The following is a 17292-nucleotide window of genomic DNA, read 5'->3' on the forward strand; positions in this document are numbered from 1 at the left end:
GTGCTGCCCGCGCAGGCCCGCCTGCGCCGGCGTCCGGAGTTCACCGCGGTCGTCCGGTCGGGCCGGCGCGCAGGTCGGCCGACCATGGTGCTCCACCTCCTCCCCGTCCGACCCCCGGCCCGCATGGCCGGGGGTCTCGGCGTGCCCGCGGACGGTGTGGCCGGTGGACCGGCGACCGGTCCCCGTGCCGGGTTCGTGGTGGGGAAGGCGGTCGGCAACTCCGTCGTCCGCCACCGCGTGACCCGCCGGCTGCGCGCCGTCGTCCGCGACGAGCTCGACCGGCTGCCGGACACCGCCGACCTGGTCGTGCGGGCGCGGCCCGAGGCCGCGACGGCGACGTCGGAGCAGCTGCGCCGCGACCTGAGCGCCGGCCTCGACCGCGTGCTCGGTGAGCGGTCCGCGTCGCGGCGGAGCCGCTCGTGAGCACGGCTGCGCGGCGTCGCCCCGGACCCCTCGCGCGCGCACTGCTGGCCGGGGTCGGCTTCTACTCCCGCGCGATCAGCCCCGCGCTGCCCCCGCGCTGCCGCTTCGCGCCGACCTGCAGTGCCTACGCCGCCGAGGCGGTCGCCGTCCACGGCGCCGGCCGCGGGTCGTGGCTGGCGCTGGTCCGGCTGCTCAAGTGCGCGCCGTGGCACCCCGGCGGCCACGACCCGGTCCCCCCGCCGCGCGCGGACCGGGGACACCCCGGAACCGGCGACGACGGCCGCACGTCGAGGACTGCGTCACCGGCAGCGGCTCCGGCCGCCGCGGTGCCCGCCGCCGACGGTGCCCGTCGTCCCGCCCTCGAGACCCCGCCGGCTCCCCGCCGGACCCCGCAGCAGGAGGCTGGCGTTGCTTGACTGGCTGTACACCGCGATCGCCTTCGTCATGAAGACGTGGCACGCGGTGTTCTCGACGTTCCTGCCCCCCGCGGGGGGCATCACCTGGGCGCTGTCGATCGTCTTCCTGGTCGTCACCGTCCGCCTGATCCTCTTCCCGCTGTTCGTCAAGCAGGTGAAGAGCCAGCGGGCGATGCAGGAGATCCAGCCGGAGATCCAGAAGCTGCGGAAGCAGTACGGCGCCGACCGGCAGGGCTTCAGCCAGGCGATGATGGCGCTGCAGAAGGAGCGCGGGGTCAACCCGCTGGCCGGCTGCCTGCCGATCCTCCCGCAGATCCCGGTCTTCCTCTCGCTGTTCCACGTGCTGCGCCGGCTGCGGCCGGGCGCGCCGGGCCTCTACAGCTGGGACAACGAGCTCACCGACCAGGCCGCCCGGGCGGAGCTGTTCGGGGCGCCGATCTCCTCGTCGTTCAACATGACGGGGCAGAAGGCCACCGACATCCTCGCGCTGCCGGGCGTCACCCAGGGCGGCATCCGCGTGGTCGCGCTCGTGCTCATGGTGATCATGTGCGCGACGACCTTCTTCACCCAGAAGCAGATCATGGCGCGCTCCGGCCCGGTCGAGGGCCAGGCCGCGATGGTGCAGAAGCTGCTGCTCTACGGCATGCCGATCAGCCTCTTCGTCACCGGCTTCTTCTTCCCGATCGGCGTCCTCCTGTACTGGATGACCAACAACCTGTGGACGCTGGGCCAGCAGTTCTTCATCCTGCGCAAGCTGCCGCCGCCCGGGTCCCCCGCCGCCAAGGCCAAGGCCGCGGCCGACAAGCCCGCGATCGACCCCAAGGCCCTCGCGCCCAAGCCCGGTGCCAAGCCGGTGCGGACCAAGGGCGCCCGCCCCGCCGGGAGCGGCGTCGCGCTGACCAAGGACGGCGCCACGGGTGACGTCCCCGCCGACGGCGTGGCCGACACCGCCGTCCCGGCGTCCGACGGCGTGCCGGCCGACGGCACCGGGGGCAGCGGCACCGGGGGCAGCGGCACGGGGGGCAGCGGCACCGGCGCGACCGCCGCAGGGGGGACCGCGTCCGGCCGCCCCGGCGGTGCGAGCCGCGCGTCGCGGCCGGCCAACCGGGCGCCGCACGGCCGTCCCGCCGGCACCGGCGGGAAGCGCAAGCGCCGCTAGACCCCGGTCCGCGCCGGCGTCCCCACGACGCCGTCGCCGCGGACCCCGCCGGGAGGACGCCGCGCTCCGGCACCCCCGGCTCCCGACCACCGGGCCCAGCCCCGGCTGCCCGCACCGACTGGAGGTACCTCCGTGAGCGTCCCGAACCAGAGCCCGGCCGCCACCGCACCGGCCGAGACCCCCGACCTGCCCGACGCCGACGAGCACAGCGTCGACGCCGTGCTCGAGCCCGCCGACGAGGCCCTCACCGGCGCCGCTGACGCCCCCTCCGGCAACGGCCGGGCCGCCGCGGCCGGCGGCACCGACCTGCTCGTCCGCGAGGGCGACGTGGCCGGCGACTACCTCGAGCGGCTGCTCGACATCCTCGACGTGGACGGCGACATCGACCTCGACGTCGAGGGCGACCGCGCCTCGGTGGCCATCGTCGGCGGTGACCTCGACGACCTCGTCGGCTCCGACGGCTCGGTGCTCGAGGCGCTGCAGGAGCTCACGCGGCTCGCCGTCGCGCAGGCGACGGGGGTGCGCAGCCGGCTGATGCTCGACATCGGCGGCTACCGCGCCCGCCGCCGCGCGGACCTGACGTCCATGGCCGGCGAGGCCGCGCGACGGGTGGCCTCCGGCGGGCAGGCCGAGCGGCTGGCGCCCATGAACCCCTTCGAGCGCAAGGTCGTCCACGACGTCATCGCCGGCGTCGCCGGGGTCCGCAGCGAGTCCGAGGGCGAGGAGCCCAACCGGCGCGTCGTGGTCCTGCCGGAGCGGTGAGCGACACACCCGCCCCGTCCGCCCCACCGGCCCCGGAGGTCGCCGCCTCCGTCTTCGGGGAGGGGCTGCCCGGCGCCGAGCGCTACGTCGCCCGGCTCGCCAGCGACGGCGTCACCCGCGGGCTGATCGGCCCGCGGGAGGTGCCGCGGCTGTGGGAGCGGCACGTGCTCAACAGCGCCGCCGTCGCCGAGGCGGTACCCGAGGGTGCCCGGGTGGTCGACGTCGGCAGCGGGGCCGGCCTGCCCGGGATCCCGCTGGCGCTGGCCCGCCCCGACCTGCGGATGACGCTGGTCGAGCCGATGGCCCGGCGGGTCGAGTTCCTCGAGGAGGTCGCCGGCGAGCTCGGCGCCGACTGGCGGGTCGTGCGCGGCCGCGCCGAGGAGCGCTCGGTCGTCACCGCGGTGGGGCCGGTCGACGTCGTCACCGCCCGGGCGGTCGCCGCCCTCCCCCGGCTCGTGGGCTGGTGCCGCGGGCTGCTGCGCCCCGGCGCCCAGCTGGTGGCACTCGTCGGCGCCCGCGCGCTGGAGGAGCTGCCAGCGCTGCTCCCGGAACTCGAGGCCGCCGGGATGCGCGACGTCCATCCCCGGGCTGTCGGCGCGGGGCTGGGGGAGGCTGCCACTACCGTGGTGGTGATGACGCGGGGCCGAGGATGAGCCCCCGCGGTACAGCGACGACGGCGTTCCACGTGGAACGCGCACCGGTACCCGTCCCGTTCCACGTGAAACGGGACGGCAGGGAGGACCCGCGATGACCGACCCGGGCCAGCGACTGCGCAGCAGCCTCGCGGCCGACTCGGCGGCCGGCTCCGGCGCGGACTTCGACAGCCCCATCGCCATGGAGGCGCTGCGGGCGACCCGGGTGCTGCACGCCGCCGACCAGGAGCCGTTCCCCGCGCCCGGGCGCATCCGGGTGATCACGGTCGCCAACCAGAAGGGCGGCGTCGGCAAGACCACCTCGACGGTGAACCTCGGCGTGGCGCTGGCGCTCTACGGCCTGCGGGCGCTGGTCATCGACCTCGACCCGCAGGGCAACACGAGCACCGCCCTCGGCGTCGAGCACACCGTGGGGACGCCGTCGATCTACGACGCCCTCGTCGGGGACAGCTCGCTGGCCGACGTCGTCCACCCGACGACGGCGAGCCCGAACCTGCGCTGCGTCCCGGCGACGATCGACCTGGCCGGCGCGGAGATCGAGCTGGTCTCCGTCGTCGCCCGCGAGTACCGGCTGCGCCGCGCGATCGAGGGCCACATCCACGCCCTGCCCGAGGACCAGCGGCCGCACTACGTGCTCATCGACTGCCCGCCGTCGCTGGGGCTGCTCACGCTCAACGCGCTCGTGGCCGGCGACGAGGTGCTCATCCCGATCCAGTGCGAGTACTACGCGCTGGAGGGCCTGGGACAGCTGCTCAACAACATCGAGCTGGTGCGGGCGCACCTCAACCCGGGGATCGCCGTCCGCACCATCCTCCTGACGATGTACGACGGCCGGACCAAGCTCGCCGACCAGGTCGCCGAGGAGGTCCGCAGCCACTTCGGCGACCTGGTGCTGCGCACGGTCATCCCCCGGAACGTCCGGGTGTCGGAGGCGCCGGGGTACGGCCAGTCGGTGCTCACCTACGACCCGGGGTCCCGGGGGTCGACCAGCTACGTCGAGGCCGCCCGCGAGCTCGCCGAGCGGGGCGTGGGCATGGCGCCGCTGACCGACGTCCGGCCGGTGGGCGCCCCGCCACCGCCTCCCCCGCCGGCGACCGCGCCGATGCCGGCGGTCCGCCCCGGTGCCCACCGGGCGGCCGGCCTCGACGCCGCGGCCACCGACCGTGCCTTCGCCGGCACGGACGCCGCCGTCCTGCCCGTTCCCACCTCCGTCGACGAGGAGACCCGATGAGCAAGCGTGGCGGCCTCGGCCGGGGGCTGGCGGCGCTGATCCCCACCGCCCCGCCGGTCGAGCAGCCGACGCTGCCCGAGACCGACGGCGCGGCGCCCGCGCCCGAGGCGCCTGCGACGTCTGGGACCCCCGGGGCGCCGTCGGCGTCGGTGACGCTGCTCCCGCCGGCCGCCCAGGCCGCCGCCACCGTCGCCGCGCAGGCCGTGTCGTCGGCCGAGGCGGCCGTCGGCGTTCCCGGCGCGCAGCTGCGGGAGGTCGCCGTCACCGACGTCGTCCCCAACCCCCGCCAGCCGCGGCAGGTGTTCGACGACGAGGCGCTCGAGGAGCTCACCCACTCGGTGCGCGAGTTCGGCCTGCTGCAGCCGATCGTCGTCCGCGAGCGCGGCGAGGGCGGCTACGAGCTCATCATGGGCGAGCGCCGGCTGCGGGCCGCGCGGGCCGCGGACCTGGACACGGTGCCGGCCATCGTCCGTGACACCGAGGACGACGCGCTCCTCCGGGACGCGCTGCTGGAGAACATCCACCGCGTCCAGCTCAACCCGCTGGAGGAGGCGGCGGCCTACCAGCAGCTGCTCGAGGAGTTCGGTGCCACGCACGAGGAGCTGGCCCAGCGGATCGGGCGCAGCCGCTCGCAGGTCACCAACACCATCCGGCTGCTCAAGCTGCCGGTGAAGGTGCAGACGCGCGTCGCCGCCGGGGTCATCTCCGCCGGGCACGCGCGGGCGCTGCTGGGCCTCGACGACGCCGAGGCGCAGGAGGCCCTGGCCGCGCGCATCGTCGCCGAGGGACTGTCGGTGCGTGCCACCGAGGAGGCCGTGGCCCTGGCCGCGGCCGAGCAGCCGGCGTCCCGTCGTCGCAGCCGCCGGATCAACGCGCCGGGCGTCGAGGACCTCGCCGGCCGGCTGTCCGACGTCTTCGAGACCAAGGTGAAGATCCAGATCGGCCGGGCCAAGGGGCGGATCGTGGTCGAGTTCGGCTCGGTGGACGACCTGCAGCGCATCATCGGCCAGATGGCGCCGGACATCACCGGCCGCCGGGACGAGCCGGAGGAGTGACTCCCTGCACAGGGCCCGGGTTCCGTCACGGACGGAACCCGGGCCCTGTGCTGGGGGGTGTGGGGAGCGATCCGTACGTCCCGGGGTCGGATACGCGGGGATCGCTCCCTATGCCCGGGTTCGCGCCCGGCGGGTGAGGAGCGTGGAGAGGACCTCGCCCAGGTCGTGGCCGGCGGCCTCGACCGCCATGGGGAACATCGAGGTCTCGGTCAGCCCCGGGGAGACGTTCACCTCGAGGAAGTGCACCTCGCCGTCGGCCGAGACGATCGCGTCGGTGCGCGAGAGGTCGGCCAGCCCCAGCGCCTCGTGCACCCGCACCGCCACCTCGGCCGCGCGGGCGGCGACGTCGTCGGGCACCCGCGCCGGGGCGTGGTACTCGGTGAGGCCGGGGGTGTAGCGGGCGGTGTAGTCGAAGACGCCGGACTCCGGCGCGATCTCCACGGCCGGCAGCGCCACGGGCCCCTCCCCCAGGTCGACCACCGACAGGGCGAGCTCCACGCCGTCGACGAACCGCTCCACGAGCACCGTGTCGCCGTAGGCGAAGCAGCTGACCATCGCGGCGGGCAGGTCCTCGACCCGGGTGACCTTCTGCGCGCCGAGCGCCGACCCGCCCGAGGCCGGCTTGACCATGAGCGGCAGCCCCAGCCGGGCGACGATGAGGTCGAGCACCGCGCCGGCGCCGAGCTCGCGGAAGGTGCTGTGCGGCAGGGCCACCCAGTCCGGCGTCGTCACCCCGGCGGTGCGCACGACCGACTTGGCGGCCGGCTTGTCCCACGCCAGGCGGCAGGCCGCGGCCGGGGAGCCGACGTAGGGGACGCCGGCCAGGTCCAGGACCGCGCGCAGGGCGCCGTCCTCACCGGTGGCACCGTGCAGGGCGATGAAGACCGCGTCGGCCGGCGAGGCGGCCAGGCCGGGCAGCAGCTCGGCGTCGGCGTCGCGCAGCTCGGCGTCCACCCCGACGCGGGCGAGCTCCTCGACCACCTGGGTGCCCGAGGACAGGCTGACCTCGCGCTCGAAGGTCAGGCCACCGGCCAGGACGACGGCGCGCAGGGGGGTCTCCTCGGTCGGCCGGTCGGCGACCGGGGGTGCGGCAGGCTCGGTCACGGGCGTCAGTCCTCGATCCGGTCGCTGTTGGCGGGGCCGACGACGGTCCGGGCAGCGCTGCCGTCGGACCGGCCGACCGCGCGGAAGGTGCCGGTGTCGACCGCGTCGAAGGTGGAGTGCAGGTCCAGCTCGGCCTCGATGACCCGGGCCAGGCGGCGCACGCCCTCGCGGATCTGGTCCGGCTCGGGGTAGCAGTAGGACAGCCGCATGTACTCGCGGCCCGACCCGTCGGCGTAGAAGCCGATGCCGGGCACGTAGGCGACGTGCGCGCCCACCGCGCGGGGCTGCATGAGCTTGCTGTCCAGGCCGTGCGGCAGCTTGAGCCACACGTAGAAGCCGCCGTCGGGACGGGTCCAGGTGGTGCCCGGGGGCATGAGCGCGTCGAGGGACTCGAGCGTGGCGTCGCGCCGCTCGCGGTAGAGCTCGGTGAACAGCTTGATCTGCTCGCGCCAGGGCTGGGTGTCGAGGTACCGGGCGACGGCGTACTGGGTCAGCGAGGGCGGGCAGAGCACCTGCGCCTCGGTGGCCAGGACGAGCTTCTCGCGGACGGCGAGCGGCGCGAGCACCCAGCCCACGCGCAGGCCCGGCGAGAACGTCTTGGAGAACGAGCCCAGGTAGATGACCCGCTGGTCGTCCCGCGCGCGCAGCGCGCGCATCGGCTCGTGGTCGAAGCCGAGCAGGCCGTAGGGGTTGTCCTCGATGACCAGCAGGTCGTACCGGTCGGCGATGTCGACGATCGCCTGGCGGCGCGGCTCGGACAGCGTCACGCCGGCCGGGTTGTGGAAGTTGGGCACCGTGTACAGGAACTTCACGCGGTCGCCGTTGGCCCGGCACTCCAGGAGCGCCTGCTCCAGCGCCTCGGGGATCAGGCCGTCGTCGTCCATGGGCACGTGCCGCACGCGCGCCTCGGCGGCCTGGAAGACGCCGAGCGCGCCGACGTAGGACGGGCCCTCGGCGAGGATGACGTCGCCCGGGTCGCAGAAGACGCGGGTGACCAGGTCCAGGCCCTGCTGGGAGCCGACGGTCACCACGACCTCGCTGGGCGAGGCGTCGGTGATGCCCTCGAGCGCCATGACGTCGCAGATCCGCTCGCGCAGCCGCGGGTCGCCCTGGCCGGAGCCGTACTGCAGGGTCTGCGCGCCCATCCCGCTGACCAGTTCGCCGATCATCGAGCCGACGGCGTCGAGCGGGAGCGCGGTGACGGCGGGCATGCCACCGGCCAGCGAGACGACCTCGGGCCGGCTGACGACGGAGAACAGTGCCCGGATCTCCGAGGTCTTCATGCCGTGCGTGCGGGCTGCGTACCGGTCGGCCAGCGGGTCCAGCCGCGGATGGCGGGGCACCACGTGCCCGTGCTGCTGCGGCGGCGTGCGGTGCGGCTGGCCGTGCGACGGCGGGAGAGAGGCCACGGACCGAGTGTAGGGAGACGCGTGGACCGGCTTTCCCGACACGGCGGGACGAGACGGACCCGTCCCGCCTGAGGCGTCACGCGCCCCAGGCGTCACACCCTCTGGGGCAGGACGAAGGTACCGGTGGGCGGGTCGGCGTCGGCGGGCAGGAACAGCCGCTGGACGGCGGCCAGGACGGCCGAGGCCACGGTGCCGCGCAGGCGGGCGTCGAGCAGCAGCAGCCGGTCCACCGGGTGGGACAGGTAACCGACGTCGAGCCGGACGGCGGGCATCCGGGTCATCCGCAGCAGGTCCCAGGTCTTGGGGTGCCCACCCAGGTCCAGCATGCCGGTGCGGGCGACCACCTCGCGGCGGGCGAGGTCGGCGAAGCGCTCCCCCACCGTCGAGGACGTCCCGGAGCCGGTGCCGTAGTAGTAGCTGGCGACCCCGCGGGCGTGCGGGGAGTCGTGGGCGTCCACGTGCAGCGAGATGAACAGGTCGGCGCGGGCGTCGTTGGCGAAGGCGGTGCGCTCGGCCGGCGTCGGGTCCTGGGAGCGACCGCGGGTGAGGTAGACCGTGGCACCGGCGGCGGCCAGCCGGCCCTCGATGCGGCGGGCGAGGTCGAGCACGAGGTCGGCCTCGGTGGTCTCGCCGGCGGTGACGCCGGTGTCCGCGCCGCCGTGGCCGGGGTCGACGACGATGCGCCGGCCGATGAGGTGCGGGCCGCTGTCGACGAACGAGGCGCTCTGCCGCAGCAGCTGGGGACGGCCTCCGGTGACCTTGCGGCCGAGCTGGCGCAGCGCGCGCAGCGTCGCCGGGCCGCAGGTGCCGTCGGCGGTCAGGCCGTAGTCGCGCTGGAAGGCCTGCAGGCCGGTCTCGGTCTCCCGGCCGAAGATCCCGTCGGCGCGGCCGGCGTCGTAGCCGAGCTCGAGCAGCCGCTCCTGCAGGTTGGTGACGTCGTCGCCGCGCATGGGCCGCACCGGGTCGTGGTGGAGCAGCCGGTCGCCCAGCGACCAGCGGGCCTCCGACAGCGCCCGGTAGGTCTCCTCGCCGACCCGGCCGTCCACCGACAGCCCGCGCACCTGCTGGAAGTGGCGGACGGCGAGCTCGGTGGCCTGGTCGTAGACCCCGTCGCTGCTGGGTTCGAGCAGGCCCAGGCTGCGCAGGGCCGCCTGGACGTCGTCGACGGCGGCTCCGGAGCTGCCCGGACCCAGCGGCTGCATGTCGCTCTCGCTACCCATCGTGCTCCCGATTCTCGCCTCTGCGACCGCCCGCGGCCCAGCCGGGGTGTCCCGGGACCGGCGAGGGCCCGCCTGTCCGGGTGGACGGGCGGGCCCTCGGCTCGGTGTGTGCGACCGCTCAGATGTAGTCGGAGAGGTCGGACAGGATGGCGCCCTTCGGCTTGGCGCCGATGATGCTCTTGACCGGCTTGCCGCCCTGGAAGACGGTCATCGTCGGGATCGACATGACCTGGTAGTCGCGGGCGATCTGCGGGTTCTCGTCGATGTTCAGCTTGGCGATGGTGAGCTTCTCGCCGTGCTCCTTGGCGATCTCCTCCAGCACCGGGGCGACCATCTTGCACGGCCCGCACCACTCGGCCCAGAAGTCGACGAGGACGGGCTTGTCACTGCCCAGCACCTGGTCGGCGAAGGTCGCGTCGGTCACCGTCACGGTGTTGCCTGCCATGGTCGTTCTCCCTGTGTCGCGTTCGAGGTCTGTGGATGGCCTCCGGGGTGCACAACCTCCGGAGGCGGCGCGCTATGCCCGGGCCGGTACCCCGGCCCGGGCGGTCGACTCAGCGCTCGTCGAAGGTCTCGGCCAGCCAGCGCTCGGCGTCGATCGCGGCGGCGGCGCCGGTGCCGGCCGAGGTGATGGCCTGGCGGTAGACGTGGTCGACCACGTCGCCGCAGGCGAAGACGCCGTCGATGTTGGTGCGGGTGCTCGGGTGCTCCACCTGCACGTAGCCCTCGTCGTCGAGCTTGAGCTGCCCGACGAACAGCTCGCTGCGCGGGTCGTGGCCGATGGCCACGAACAGGCCGGCGACCGGGAGCTCCTCGGTGCTGCCGGTGGCGACGTCGGTCAGCTGGACGGCGGAGACCGTCTGCTCACCGAGGACGTCGGTCACCTGCTTGCCGAGCGCCCAGCGGATCTTCTCGTTGTCCTGCGCGCGCTTCTGCATGATCTTCGACGCGCGCAGCTCCTCGCGGCGGTGCACGACGGTCACCGTCTTGGCGAAGCGGGTGAGGAAGGTGGCCTCCTCCATCGCCGAGTCGCCGCCGCCGACGACGACGATGTCCTGGTCGCGGAAGAAGAAGCCGTCGCAGGTGGCGCAGGCGGAGACGCCGCGGCCGAGCAGGCGCTGCTCGTTGTCCAGGCCGAGGTACCGGTACTTCGAGCCGGTGGCGACGATGACCGCGTGCGCGAGGGTCACCTCGTCGCCCACCTTGACCACCTTGGGCGTGGCCGTGAGGTCGACCTCGGTGACGTCGCGGGCGACCAGCTCGGCGCCGAAGCGCTCGGCCTGCTGGCGCATGTCCATCATCAGCTGGGGGCCCTGGATGCCCTCGGCGAAGCCGGGGAAGTTCTCCACCTCGGTGGTGGTCATCAGGGCGCCGCCGAACTGGGAGCCCTCGAAGACCAGCGGGTGCAGGTTGGCCCGGGCGGCGTAGACGGCCGCGGTGTACCCGGCGGGCCCCGATCCGATGATGACCAGGTCACGGACGCCGTCGTGCTCCGCGGGCGGGATCACGGGCGACTCGACCTCGGTGGTCGTCGCGGGGCCGGGGGTGGGCTGGGGATCGGTCACGCGCGGCACAACGACGCATCGTAGGGCGAGATTCCCGCCGACAGGCCCCTGACGTGCAGCTCACCCCGAGAGGGGGTGTTTGCTCCTCAGGAGGCGGGGGTGATCCCGACCTCGGCGATGTCGCCGGAGAAGCCGTCCTCGGCGGGGACCAGACCGGTCACCCACACCAGGACGTAGCGCGCGGTGACCGGCTCCTCGAAGGCGAGGTCGGTGGTCCCGTCGACGCTGCCCGCGGCGGCGACGGTGAAGGAGTCGAGGTCGCCGTCGGGCGCGCCGCCGGTGCGGACCTCGACGGCGATGCCGGGCGTGGTGGTCGTCAGGGTGACGCCGCCGACGGCCTGGTCCGAGCCGAGGTCGTAGACGATCCCGACGCCGGGCTTGAGGTTGCCGAAGTCGGCCGAGCCCCGGTAGTTCAGCGTCGACCAGGTGCTGGCCGGGTCGCCGTCGTAGGTGGCCGGCACCTCGTCGTCGTTCTCCGGCTCGCCGTCGCCGAACGGGTCGAAGACCGAGGCGCCGGTGATGGCCACCAGCGGGCCGGCGTCGGAGGAGGGCGCGGCGCTGTCCTCGGCGGGCGGCGCGCTGCTCGCCGCGACGGACGGCGTCGTGCCGGGCCGCTCGTCGACGTCGCCGGCGACCGAGAGCAGGTTGGTGCCCACCCACCAGGCCAGCAGCACGACGAGGGCGACCGCGGCCAGCAGCAGGCCGCCCACCACCAGGCGGCGGCGCCCGGGACGGTCCTGCTCGTCCTCGTCGTCGTCGGCCCCGCCGAAGACGTCGTCGTCGGCGTACGCGGGGGAGGCCGGCACGGGCGGGACCCCGCGCGCCCGGCCCGGGGGCACCGGAGGCAGCGTGTGCGGGTCGAGGCGCTGCGGGTCCTCGTCGGGGACCTCGGCGACCGCGGGGGCCTCGTGGGCGGCGTCGTCGCGGTCGTCGTCGCGGTCGTCGTCGCGGTGGTCGTCGCGGTGGTCGTCGCGGTCGTCGTCGCGGTCGTCGTCGCGGTGGTCGCGCAGCCGGCGCAGCCAGCCGCTGTCGCTCTCGTCGCGGCCGCGGACCGGCACCGAGGCGTGCGACCGCGGGCGCTCGGCGAGCAGGGCGGCCATCGCGGCGGCGCTGGCCAGGCCGGCGCCGGGCCCGGTGGAGCGGGTCCGGCGGACGAGGGCGGCCAGGTCGGGTGCGCCGATGACCGGCTCCCGGGCGGGGACGCCGTCGGGACCGGGGACGCCGGCCCGCCGGCCGGTGAGGCAGTACTCGAGCAGCGCGCCGAGGGCGGTGATGTCCTCCTGGACGGTGCCCGTGGCGGCGGGGACGGCGCGCAGGCCGACCAGTCCGTTGGGCCGCAGGACGACGGTCTCGGGGCTCAGCCCGCCGACGGCGAGGCCGACCCGGTGGGCCTCGGCGACGCCCTCGGCCAGCCGGCGCAGGACCGTCCGGGCCTCCCGCTCGCCCATGGGCCCGGACCGCAGCCGCTCGGCGAGGGTCTGGCCCTCGATCCACTCGTTGACGACGTAGGCGACGCCGCTCTCGCCGCCGCTGCCCTCGGAGGCGTCGTAGACCATCGCCAGCGCGGGGGTGGCCAGGCCGCCGGCGGTCAGTGCACGGGCGATCCAGCCGCGGGCCGCGGGGCCGCCGGGGACGTGCACGCGGATGGCGACGTCGCGGTTGAGGATCCGGTCCTTGGCGCGCCAGCAGTGGATGACGCCGGTGTCGGTGCGTTCCTCGGGGCCGACCTCGTCCAGCGGGCGGTACCGGTCGGGGAGGCCGGTGATCGTGGCCGTCATGGACGCGTCCGACCCCCTGTCCTCGTCCCCCGGAGGCGCGCTGCCCCGGGGCCGGTGCCCGTGCCCGCGAGTCCGTCGCTCACCCGCGACCCAGCCGCGCGCGGACGGCGGCGAGGGGTCCCCGGAGCTCCGGGATGCGGGCGAGCACGAACCCGGCGAGGGCCGTGACGCCGACGACCACGGTACCGATCAACAGGGTCCCGAGCGAGCCCGCCAGCGACCGGCCGAGAGCGTCGTCGGTCACGCGGACGACGATCCAGCCGAGACCGGCGGCGACGGCGGCCGCCAGCGCCATGCGCAGCACCGGGCCGAGCGCCCCACCGCCCCGCTCCCCCGCCTCTCCGCGGGCCAGCTGCCGCCGGAGGGCGAGGTGCCCGAGCGCCCAGCCGGCGAGGTAGGTGAGGCTCGTGGCCAGCATGAGCCCGGCGACGACGTGCCGGGGCTCGACCAGGACGGGGACGAGCAGCAGCAGCGGCACCCGCACCACCACCATGCCGACCTGGATGAGCGTCGGCGTCCGGGCGTCCTTCATGGCGTAGAAGACGCGCAGCTGCAGGAGGGTGACGGCCATGGGCAGCAGGCCGAAGGCCCCGACGGCCAGGGCCAGGCCGATCCCGCGGGCGTCCTCGACCGAGGTGTTGCCGCGGGCGAAGGCCACGATCCCCAGTGCCGGGCCGACGACGGTCAGCGCGGCGGCCACCGGCAGGAGCCCGAGCGCGGACAGCCGGGTGCCGAGCGCGAGGTCCTGGACGACGCCGGGGACGTCGTGCCGGGCGGCCGCACGGCTCATCCGCGGCACGAGGGCGGTGAGCAGCGCGACGCCGATGATCCCGTAGGGCATCTGGAACAGCAGGCTGGCGTAGGAGAAGGCGCTCGAGCCCAGGCCGCCCTCGCGGGTGGCCGCGTTCGCCACGCGGGTGGCCACGATGACGCCGATCTGGCTGACCGCCACGTAGAGGACGACCCACAGGCCGAGCCCGCCCGCCTCGCGCAGGCCGGTCTGGCGCAGGCTCCACCGCGGCCGCAGCGGCACGCCGGCCCGGTGCAGCAGGGGCACGAGCACGAGGGCCTGGACGGCGATGCCGAGCAGCGTGCCGCCGCCGAGGAGCCACACCTGGCCGGGCGTGATGGTGGCCGGGCGGAGGTCGCCGGGCCCGCTGGCCATCAGGAACAGCACGCCGGTGGCGATGACGACCACGTTGTTGAGCACCGGCGCCCACGCCGGCGGGCCGAAGACGCCGCGGCTGTTGAGGATCGCCTGGGCCAGCGCACCGACGCCGTAGAAGACGATCTCCACCAGCAGGATCCGGGCCAGCCAGTTGGCCAGCCGCACCTGCCCGGGGTCGCCCTGGATGCCGTAGAGGGCGGTGAGCAGCGGCGCGACCGCGACGGCGACGACGGTGACCACCACGAGCCCGGCGACGGCCACCGTGGACAGCCGCTGCGCGTAACCGACGCCGCCGTCGCGGTCGCGCTCCTGGGCGTGCACGAGCAGCGGCACGATCACCGAGGTCAGGACCCCGCCGAGCAGCAGCTCATAGACGATGTTGGGCAGCGTGTTGGCGGTGTTGTAGGCGTCGTTGACCAGCCCGACGCCCAGCGCCGCGGCCAGCACCATCGTGCGCAGGAGGCCGGTCACGCGGGACACCAGCGTGGCCACGGCCATGGTCCCGGCGGCGCGGAGGATGCCACGGCTGCCGCCGGGGGCCCCCTCGCGCTCGCGGGCCTCCTCCTCGGTCTCCCCCTCGGGCGCCTGCGGGACCGGCGGGAGCTGCAGGATCGGGATGACCTGCGTCTCGTCGGCGGGGATGAACCGGCGCCGGACCGGCGGGGGCACCGGCGGCAGCGGCCGCGGCGCCGGCCGGGGTGTCGCCGCGGGGGGCGCGGCCGGGGACGCCGCGGGGGTCGCGAGCGGGGTCGCGGCGGGCGTCGCCGGCGGTGTCGGCGTGCTGCCGGCGGGCGGCCGTGGCCGCGCCGGCGGGGGCACCGGCGGCATGGGACGGCGGGGTGCCGCACCCGCGAGGTCCGAGCCCGGGGGCGGGGCCACCGGGTACGGCGGCGGGGGCAGCGGGCGCGAGCGGTCGCGCGCCGGGCGGGCCGGGGAGTCGCCCGAGGAGACCGCCGGGGGCACCGGCGGCAGCGGGCGCTGCGCCGGCTCGCGGGCAGGCGCGTCCTCGTCGCTGCGGGGGTGGCCGGTCACACCGGGCTCCGGCTGGGCGGCCACGCGGCGCCGGCGCCGTCGGGGAGCTCCTCCTCGGTCCGCCCGCGGCGGCGCAGGAAGAGGATCCCGCGGCGGAGGAAGAGCAGCCCGAGCAGGACGGCGGCGCCGATGGTGATCGACAGCGAGATCGTCCCGTAGGCGGTGCTGCGGACCTGGATCGCGACGTCGTCGCCGAGGGCCCCGCCGCCCGGGGTGGTCAGGCTGGCGGTGACGGCGAAGCGCCCGGACTGGCGCACCTGGGTGGGGACCTCCAGCGTCGTGCGCTGCTGCGGCTCCAGTTCCTGCGCGCTCAGGTCGCCGATCGTCAGGCCCACGTTGTCGCGGGTGCGCACCTGCGGCAGCACCCGGACGGCGAAGGGCAGGTCGTTCTGGACGGTGAGCACCAGCGGCGCGTCGCTGGAGGCGAGGCTGTAGGTGCCGTCGGCCGGCGCCACCAGGGTCACCCGCTCCCGCAGGGCGCCCACGGTGTCGCGCACGTCCTGCGCGGCGGCGAGGAAGCCGGCCGGGTCGTCCCGCCAGGCCGCCGAGGCCGCCCGGGACAGCGCGCGGTCGGAGGAGGCGAGGGCGCTCGCCGCGTCGCCGACGACGGCGCCGGCCAGGTCGTCGCGCAGCCCCGCGGCGGCGGCGAGCTCGGCCAGGCCGGCCGGGTCGAGCACGGCGGCCCCGGCCTGGTCCAGCGGCGTGCCGGCGTCGGCGACCGGACCCGCGGCCAGGTCGGTCAGCGCAACTGGGCGCAGGCCGGGCAGCGCGGTGTCGGCGATCATCGCGGCGACTCCCTCGGGGTCGGGGTCGACGTCGCGCGCGGGGGCGACCAGCACGCTCTGGCCCGCGGGGTCGGTCGCCGCCTGCTGCGAGACCAGCACGAGCTCGGCGAGGTAGCGCTGCTCGGCGATGCGCGTCCCGCCCGCGGCGGGATCCGCCGTGCTCACGACGGAGGACAGCCCGGCGTCGGCCACCAGCGCCTCCACCGGACCGTCGGTGGCGGGCACGGTGGCCCGTGCCGCGGCTCCGCCGCCCCGGACGCCGAGCACGGCGTCCCCCTCGCTCAGGGCACTGGAGGCGACGACGACCTGCTCGACCCCACCGGCGCGCAGCGTGGTGAGCGTGTCCGGCCGCAGCGCCCCGCCGGGCGCCCAGGCGAGGTCGGTCCGGGGCACGACCCCGAGGACGTCGGCCAGCAGCGCGGCGCCGGCCGGTCCCGGGGAGGCCGCGGAGGCGACGCGCCGCGCGTCCGCGGCGTCGGGGTCCCCGTCGGTGTCGTCCCCGGTGTCCTCGTCCGTGCCCGTCGGCGCGCCGGGCAGGCTGCGGGTGAGCGCGGCGCCCAGGCCGGTGGCCTGCAGCGCGTCGGCGTCGACGTCGCCGTACGCCAGCGCGACCACCGGGTGCTGGGCGGCCACGGCGCGCAGCCGGTCCAGCCAGGCGCCGGCGGCCTCGGTGCCGCTGCCGGCGTCGTCCTGGCCGGCCACGTCGTAGGGGCCCTCGGCCATGACCGAGAGCGCCTCCACCAGCGCCGGGTCGACGGCCAGCGTCACCGGAGCCACCGGGGTCGGTGCGGAGGCGCCGGGCGCGAGCACCACCGGCAGCCGCTCGACGACGGAGAGCGCGCGGTCCAGGCGCCCGCCGTCGGACACGGCGGCGGCCAGCCCGTCGTCGGTGAAGTCCCCGGCGGCGTCGCGGTGGCTGCGCTCGGTCAGGGGCCACAGCCAGGCGACGGCGGTGGCGGTGGCCGGCGGCGCGGTCTGCTGCACCAGGTGCGTGCGGACCTCGCCCACCCGGCGCTGCTCGCCGTCCCCGCCGGTGCCGTTGAGGTTGAGCAGCAGGGGGTAGACGCCGTCCCCGCCCAGGGCCAGGTCGGTGGTGGTCGCGGTGACCGTGAACGGGATGCTGCCGCCGGGCGCGAGCGAGTCGGGCAGCGGCGCGAACGGCGTGCTGTACGCGGTGGCCGGGTCGGCGTCGGCCTCGGCGTCGGCGGCGACCAGGTCGGCGCGGGTGGTGACCGCCGCGCCGCGCTGCAGCCGGATCCCGAGGTCGGTCAGCGTCTCGCTGCCGGTGTTGGTGAGGGTGCCGCCCAGGGTCACGGTGCCGCCGGGCGCGACGGTGCGCGGGTCCAGGCGGGTGAGGTCGACGACGACCGGGCGCTCGGCGTCCGGTGCGGGCGCGGCGGGTGCTGCCGCCGCGGGGCCCAGGGCGGGCACGACGGCCGGGGCGAGCACGGGTGCCGCGGCCAGCGGGAGGGCCAGCAGCGCCCCCGTCAGGGCGCGGGTCACCGTCCTCCCGCGCCGGCCGGCCCCCCGGC

15 protein-coding genes are annotated in these 17292 nt (G+C 76.1%); 7 read left to right on the forward strand and 8 right to left on the reverse strand.

The window, feature by feature from the left end; all coding sequences use genetic code 11:
- From rnpA to JD79_RS06570, 7 genes are all read left to right on the forward strand, one after another.
- Complete coding sequence (gene rnpA / locus JD79_RS06540; RefSeq protein ID WP_110004860.1) at positions 1–423, forward strand: ribonuclease P protein component; 423 nt, start codon at positions 1–3, stop codon at positions 421–423.
- Positions 420–839: a membrane protein insertion efficiency factor YidD gene (gene yidD / locus JD79_RS24480; RefSeq protein ID WP_110004861.1), complete on the forward strand. Its 420-nt coding sequence runs from the start codon at positions 420–422 to the stop codon at positions 837–839. The genes rnpA and yidD overlap by 4 nt, the downstream gene beginning before the upstream one ends.
- On the forward strand, positions 832–1998 hold the full coding sequence (gene yidC / locus JD79_RS06550) for a membrane protein insertase YidC (RefSeq protein ID WP_211307889.1): 1167 nt from the start codon (positions 832–834) through the stop codon (positions 1996–1998). The genes yidD and yidC overlap by 8 nt, the downstream gene beginning before the upstream one ends.
- Positions 1999–2130: 132 nt before the next feature.
- Complete coding sequence (locus JD79_RS06555; protein WP_110004862.1) at positions 2131–2760, forward strand: Jag family protein; 630 nt, start codon at positions 2131–2133, stop codon at positions 2758–2760.
- Positions 2757–3413, forward strand: coding sequence for a 16S rRNA (guanine(527)-N(7))-methyltransferase RsmG (gene rsmG / locus JD79_RS06560; RefSeq protein ID WP_110004863.1), 657 nt, complete (start codon positions 2757–2759; stop codon positions 3411–3413). Before JD79_RS06555 ends, rsmG begins: the two co-directional genes overlap by 4 nt.
- A gap of 94 nt (positions 3414–3507) precedes the next feature.
- Positions 3508–4644: a ParA family protein gene (locus JD79_RS06565; RefSeq protein ID WP_110004864.1), complete on the forward strand. Its 1137-nt coding sequence runs from the start codon at positions 3508–3510 to the stop codon at positions 4642–4644.
- Positions 4641–5699, forward strand: a complete 1059-nt coding sequence (locus tag JD79_RS06570; protein WP_110004865.1) for a ParB/RepB/Spo0J family partition protein — start codon at positions 4641–4643, stop codon at positions 5697–5699. Before JD79_RS06565 ends, JD79_RS06570 begins: the two co-directional genes overlap by 4 nt.
- A gap of 108 nt (positions 5700–5807) precedes the next feature.
- Here the strand turns inward: JD79_RS06570 and JD79_RS06575 are convergent, their stop codons facing one another.
- From JD79_RS06575 to JD79_RS06610, 8 genes are all read right to left on the reverse strand, one after another.
- The gene (locus JD79_RS06575) at positions 5808–6803 is read right to left on the reverse strand and encodes a D-alanine--D-alanine ligase family protein (protein ID WP_110004866.1); all 996 of its coding nucleotides are present in this window, start codon (positions 6801–6803) and stop codon (positions 5808–5810) included.
- Positions 6804–6808: 5 nt separating this feature from the next.
- A complete protein-coding gene (locus tag JD79_RS06580) occupies positions 6809–8212 on the reverse strand; it encodes an aminotransferase-like domain-containing protein (protein WP_245899824.1) in 1404 nt (467 codons plus the stop codon).
- 92 nt (positions 8213–8304) lie between these two features.
- Positions 8305–9432 carry an N-acetylmuramoyl-L-alanine amidase gene (locus JD79_RS06585; protein ID WP_245899826.1) on the reverse strand — a complete coding sequence of 376 codons (1128 nt, stop codon included), beginning with the start codon at positions 9430–9432 and terminating at the stop codon, positions 8305–8307.
- Positions 9433–9550: 118 nt separating this feature from the next.
- Positions 9551–9877 (reverse strand): thioredoxin, encoded by a 327-nt coding sequence (trxA, locus tag JD79_RS06590; protein ID WP_110004868.1) that lies wholly within the window; start codon positions 9875–9877, stop codon positions 9551–9553.
- Between the two features lie 109 nt (positions 9878–9986).
- Positions 9987–10997, reverse strand: coding sequence for a thioredoxin-disulfide reductase (gene trxB, locus JD79_RS06595; protein ID WP_110004869.1), 1011 nt, complete (start codon positions 10995–10997; stop codon positions 9987–9989).
- 86 nt (positions 10998–11083) lie between these two features.
- On the reverse strand, positions 11084–12775 hold the full coding sequence (locus tag JD79_RS06600) for a protein kinase family protein (RefSeq protein WP_110004870.1): 1692 nt from the start codon (positions 12773–12775) through the stop codon (positions 11084–11086).
- A 79-nt stretch (positions 12776–12854) separates the two neighbouring features.
- A complete protein-coding gene (gene murJ / locus JD79_RS06605) occupies positions 12855–14612 on the reverse strand; it encodes a murein biosynthesis integral membrane protein MurJ (RefSeq protein ID WP_245899828.1) in 1758 nt (585 codons plus the stop codon).
- A gap of 359 nt (positions 14613–14971) precedes the next feature.
- Complete coding sequence (locus JD79_RS06610; protein WP_110004871.1) at positions 14972–17263, reverse strand: DUF6049 family protein; 2292 nt, start codon at positions 17261–17263, stop codon at positions 14972–14974.
- Between the last annotated feature and the right edge of the window lie 29 nt (positions 17264–17292).

The sequence above is a fragment of the Geodermatophilus normandii genome, assembly GCF_003182485.1.
Taxonomy (GTDB): Bacteria; Actinomycetota; Actinomycetes; order Mycobacteriales; family Geodermatophilaceae; genus Geodermatophilus; species Geodermatophilus normandii.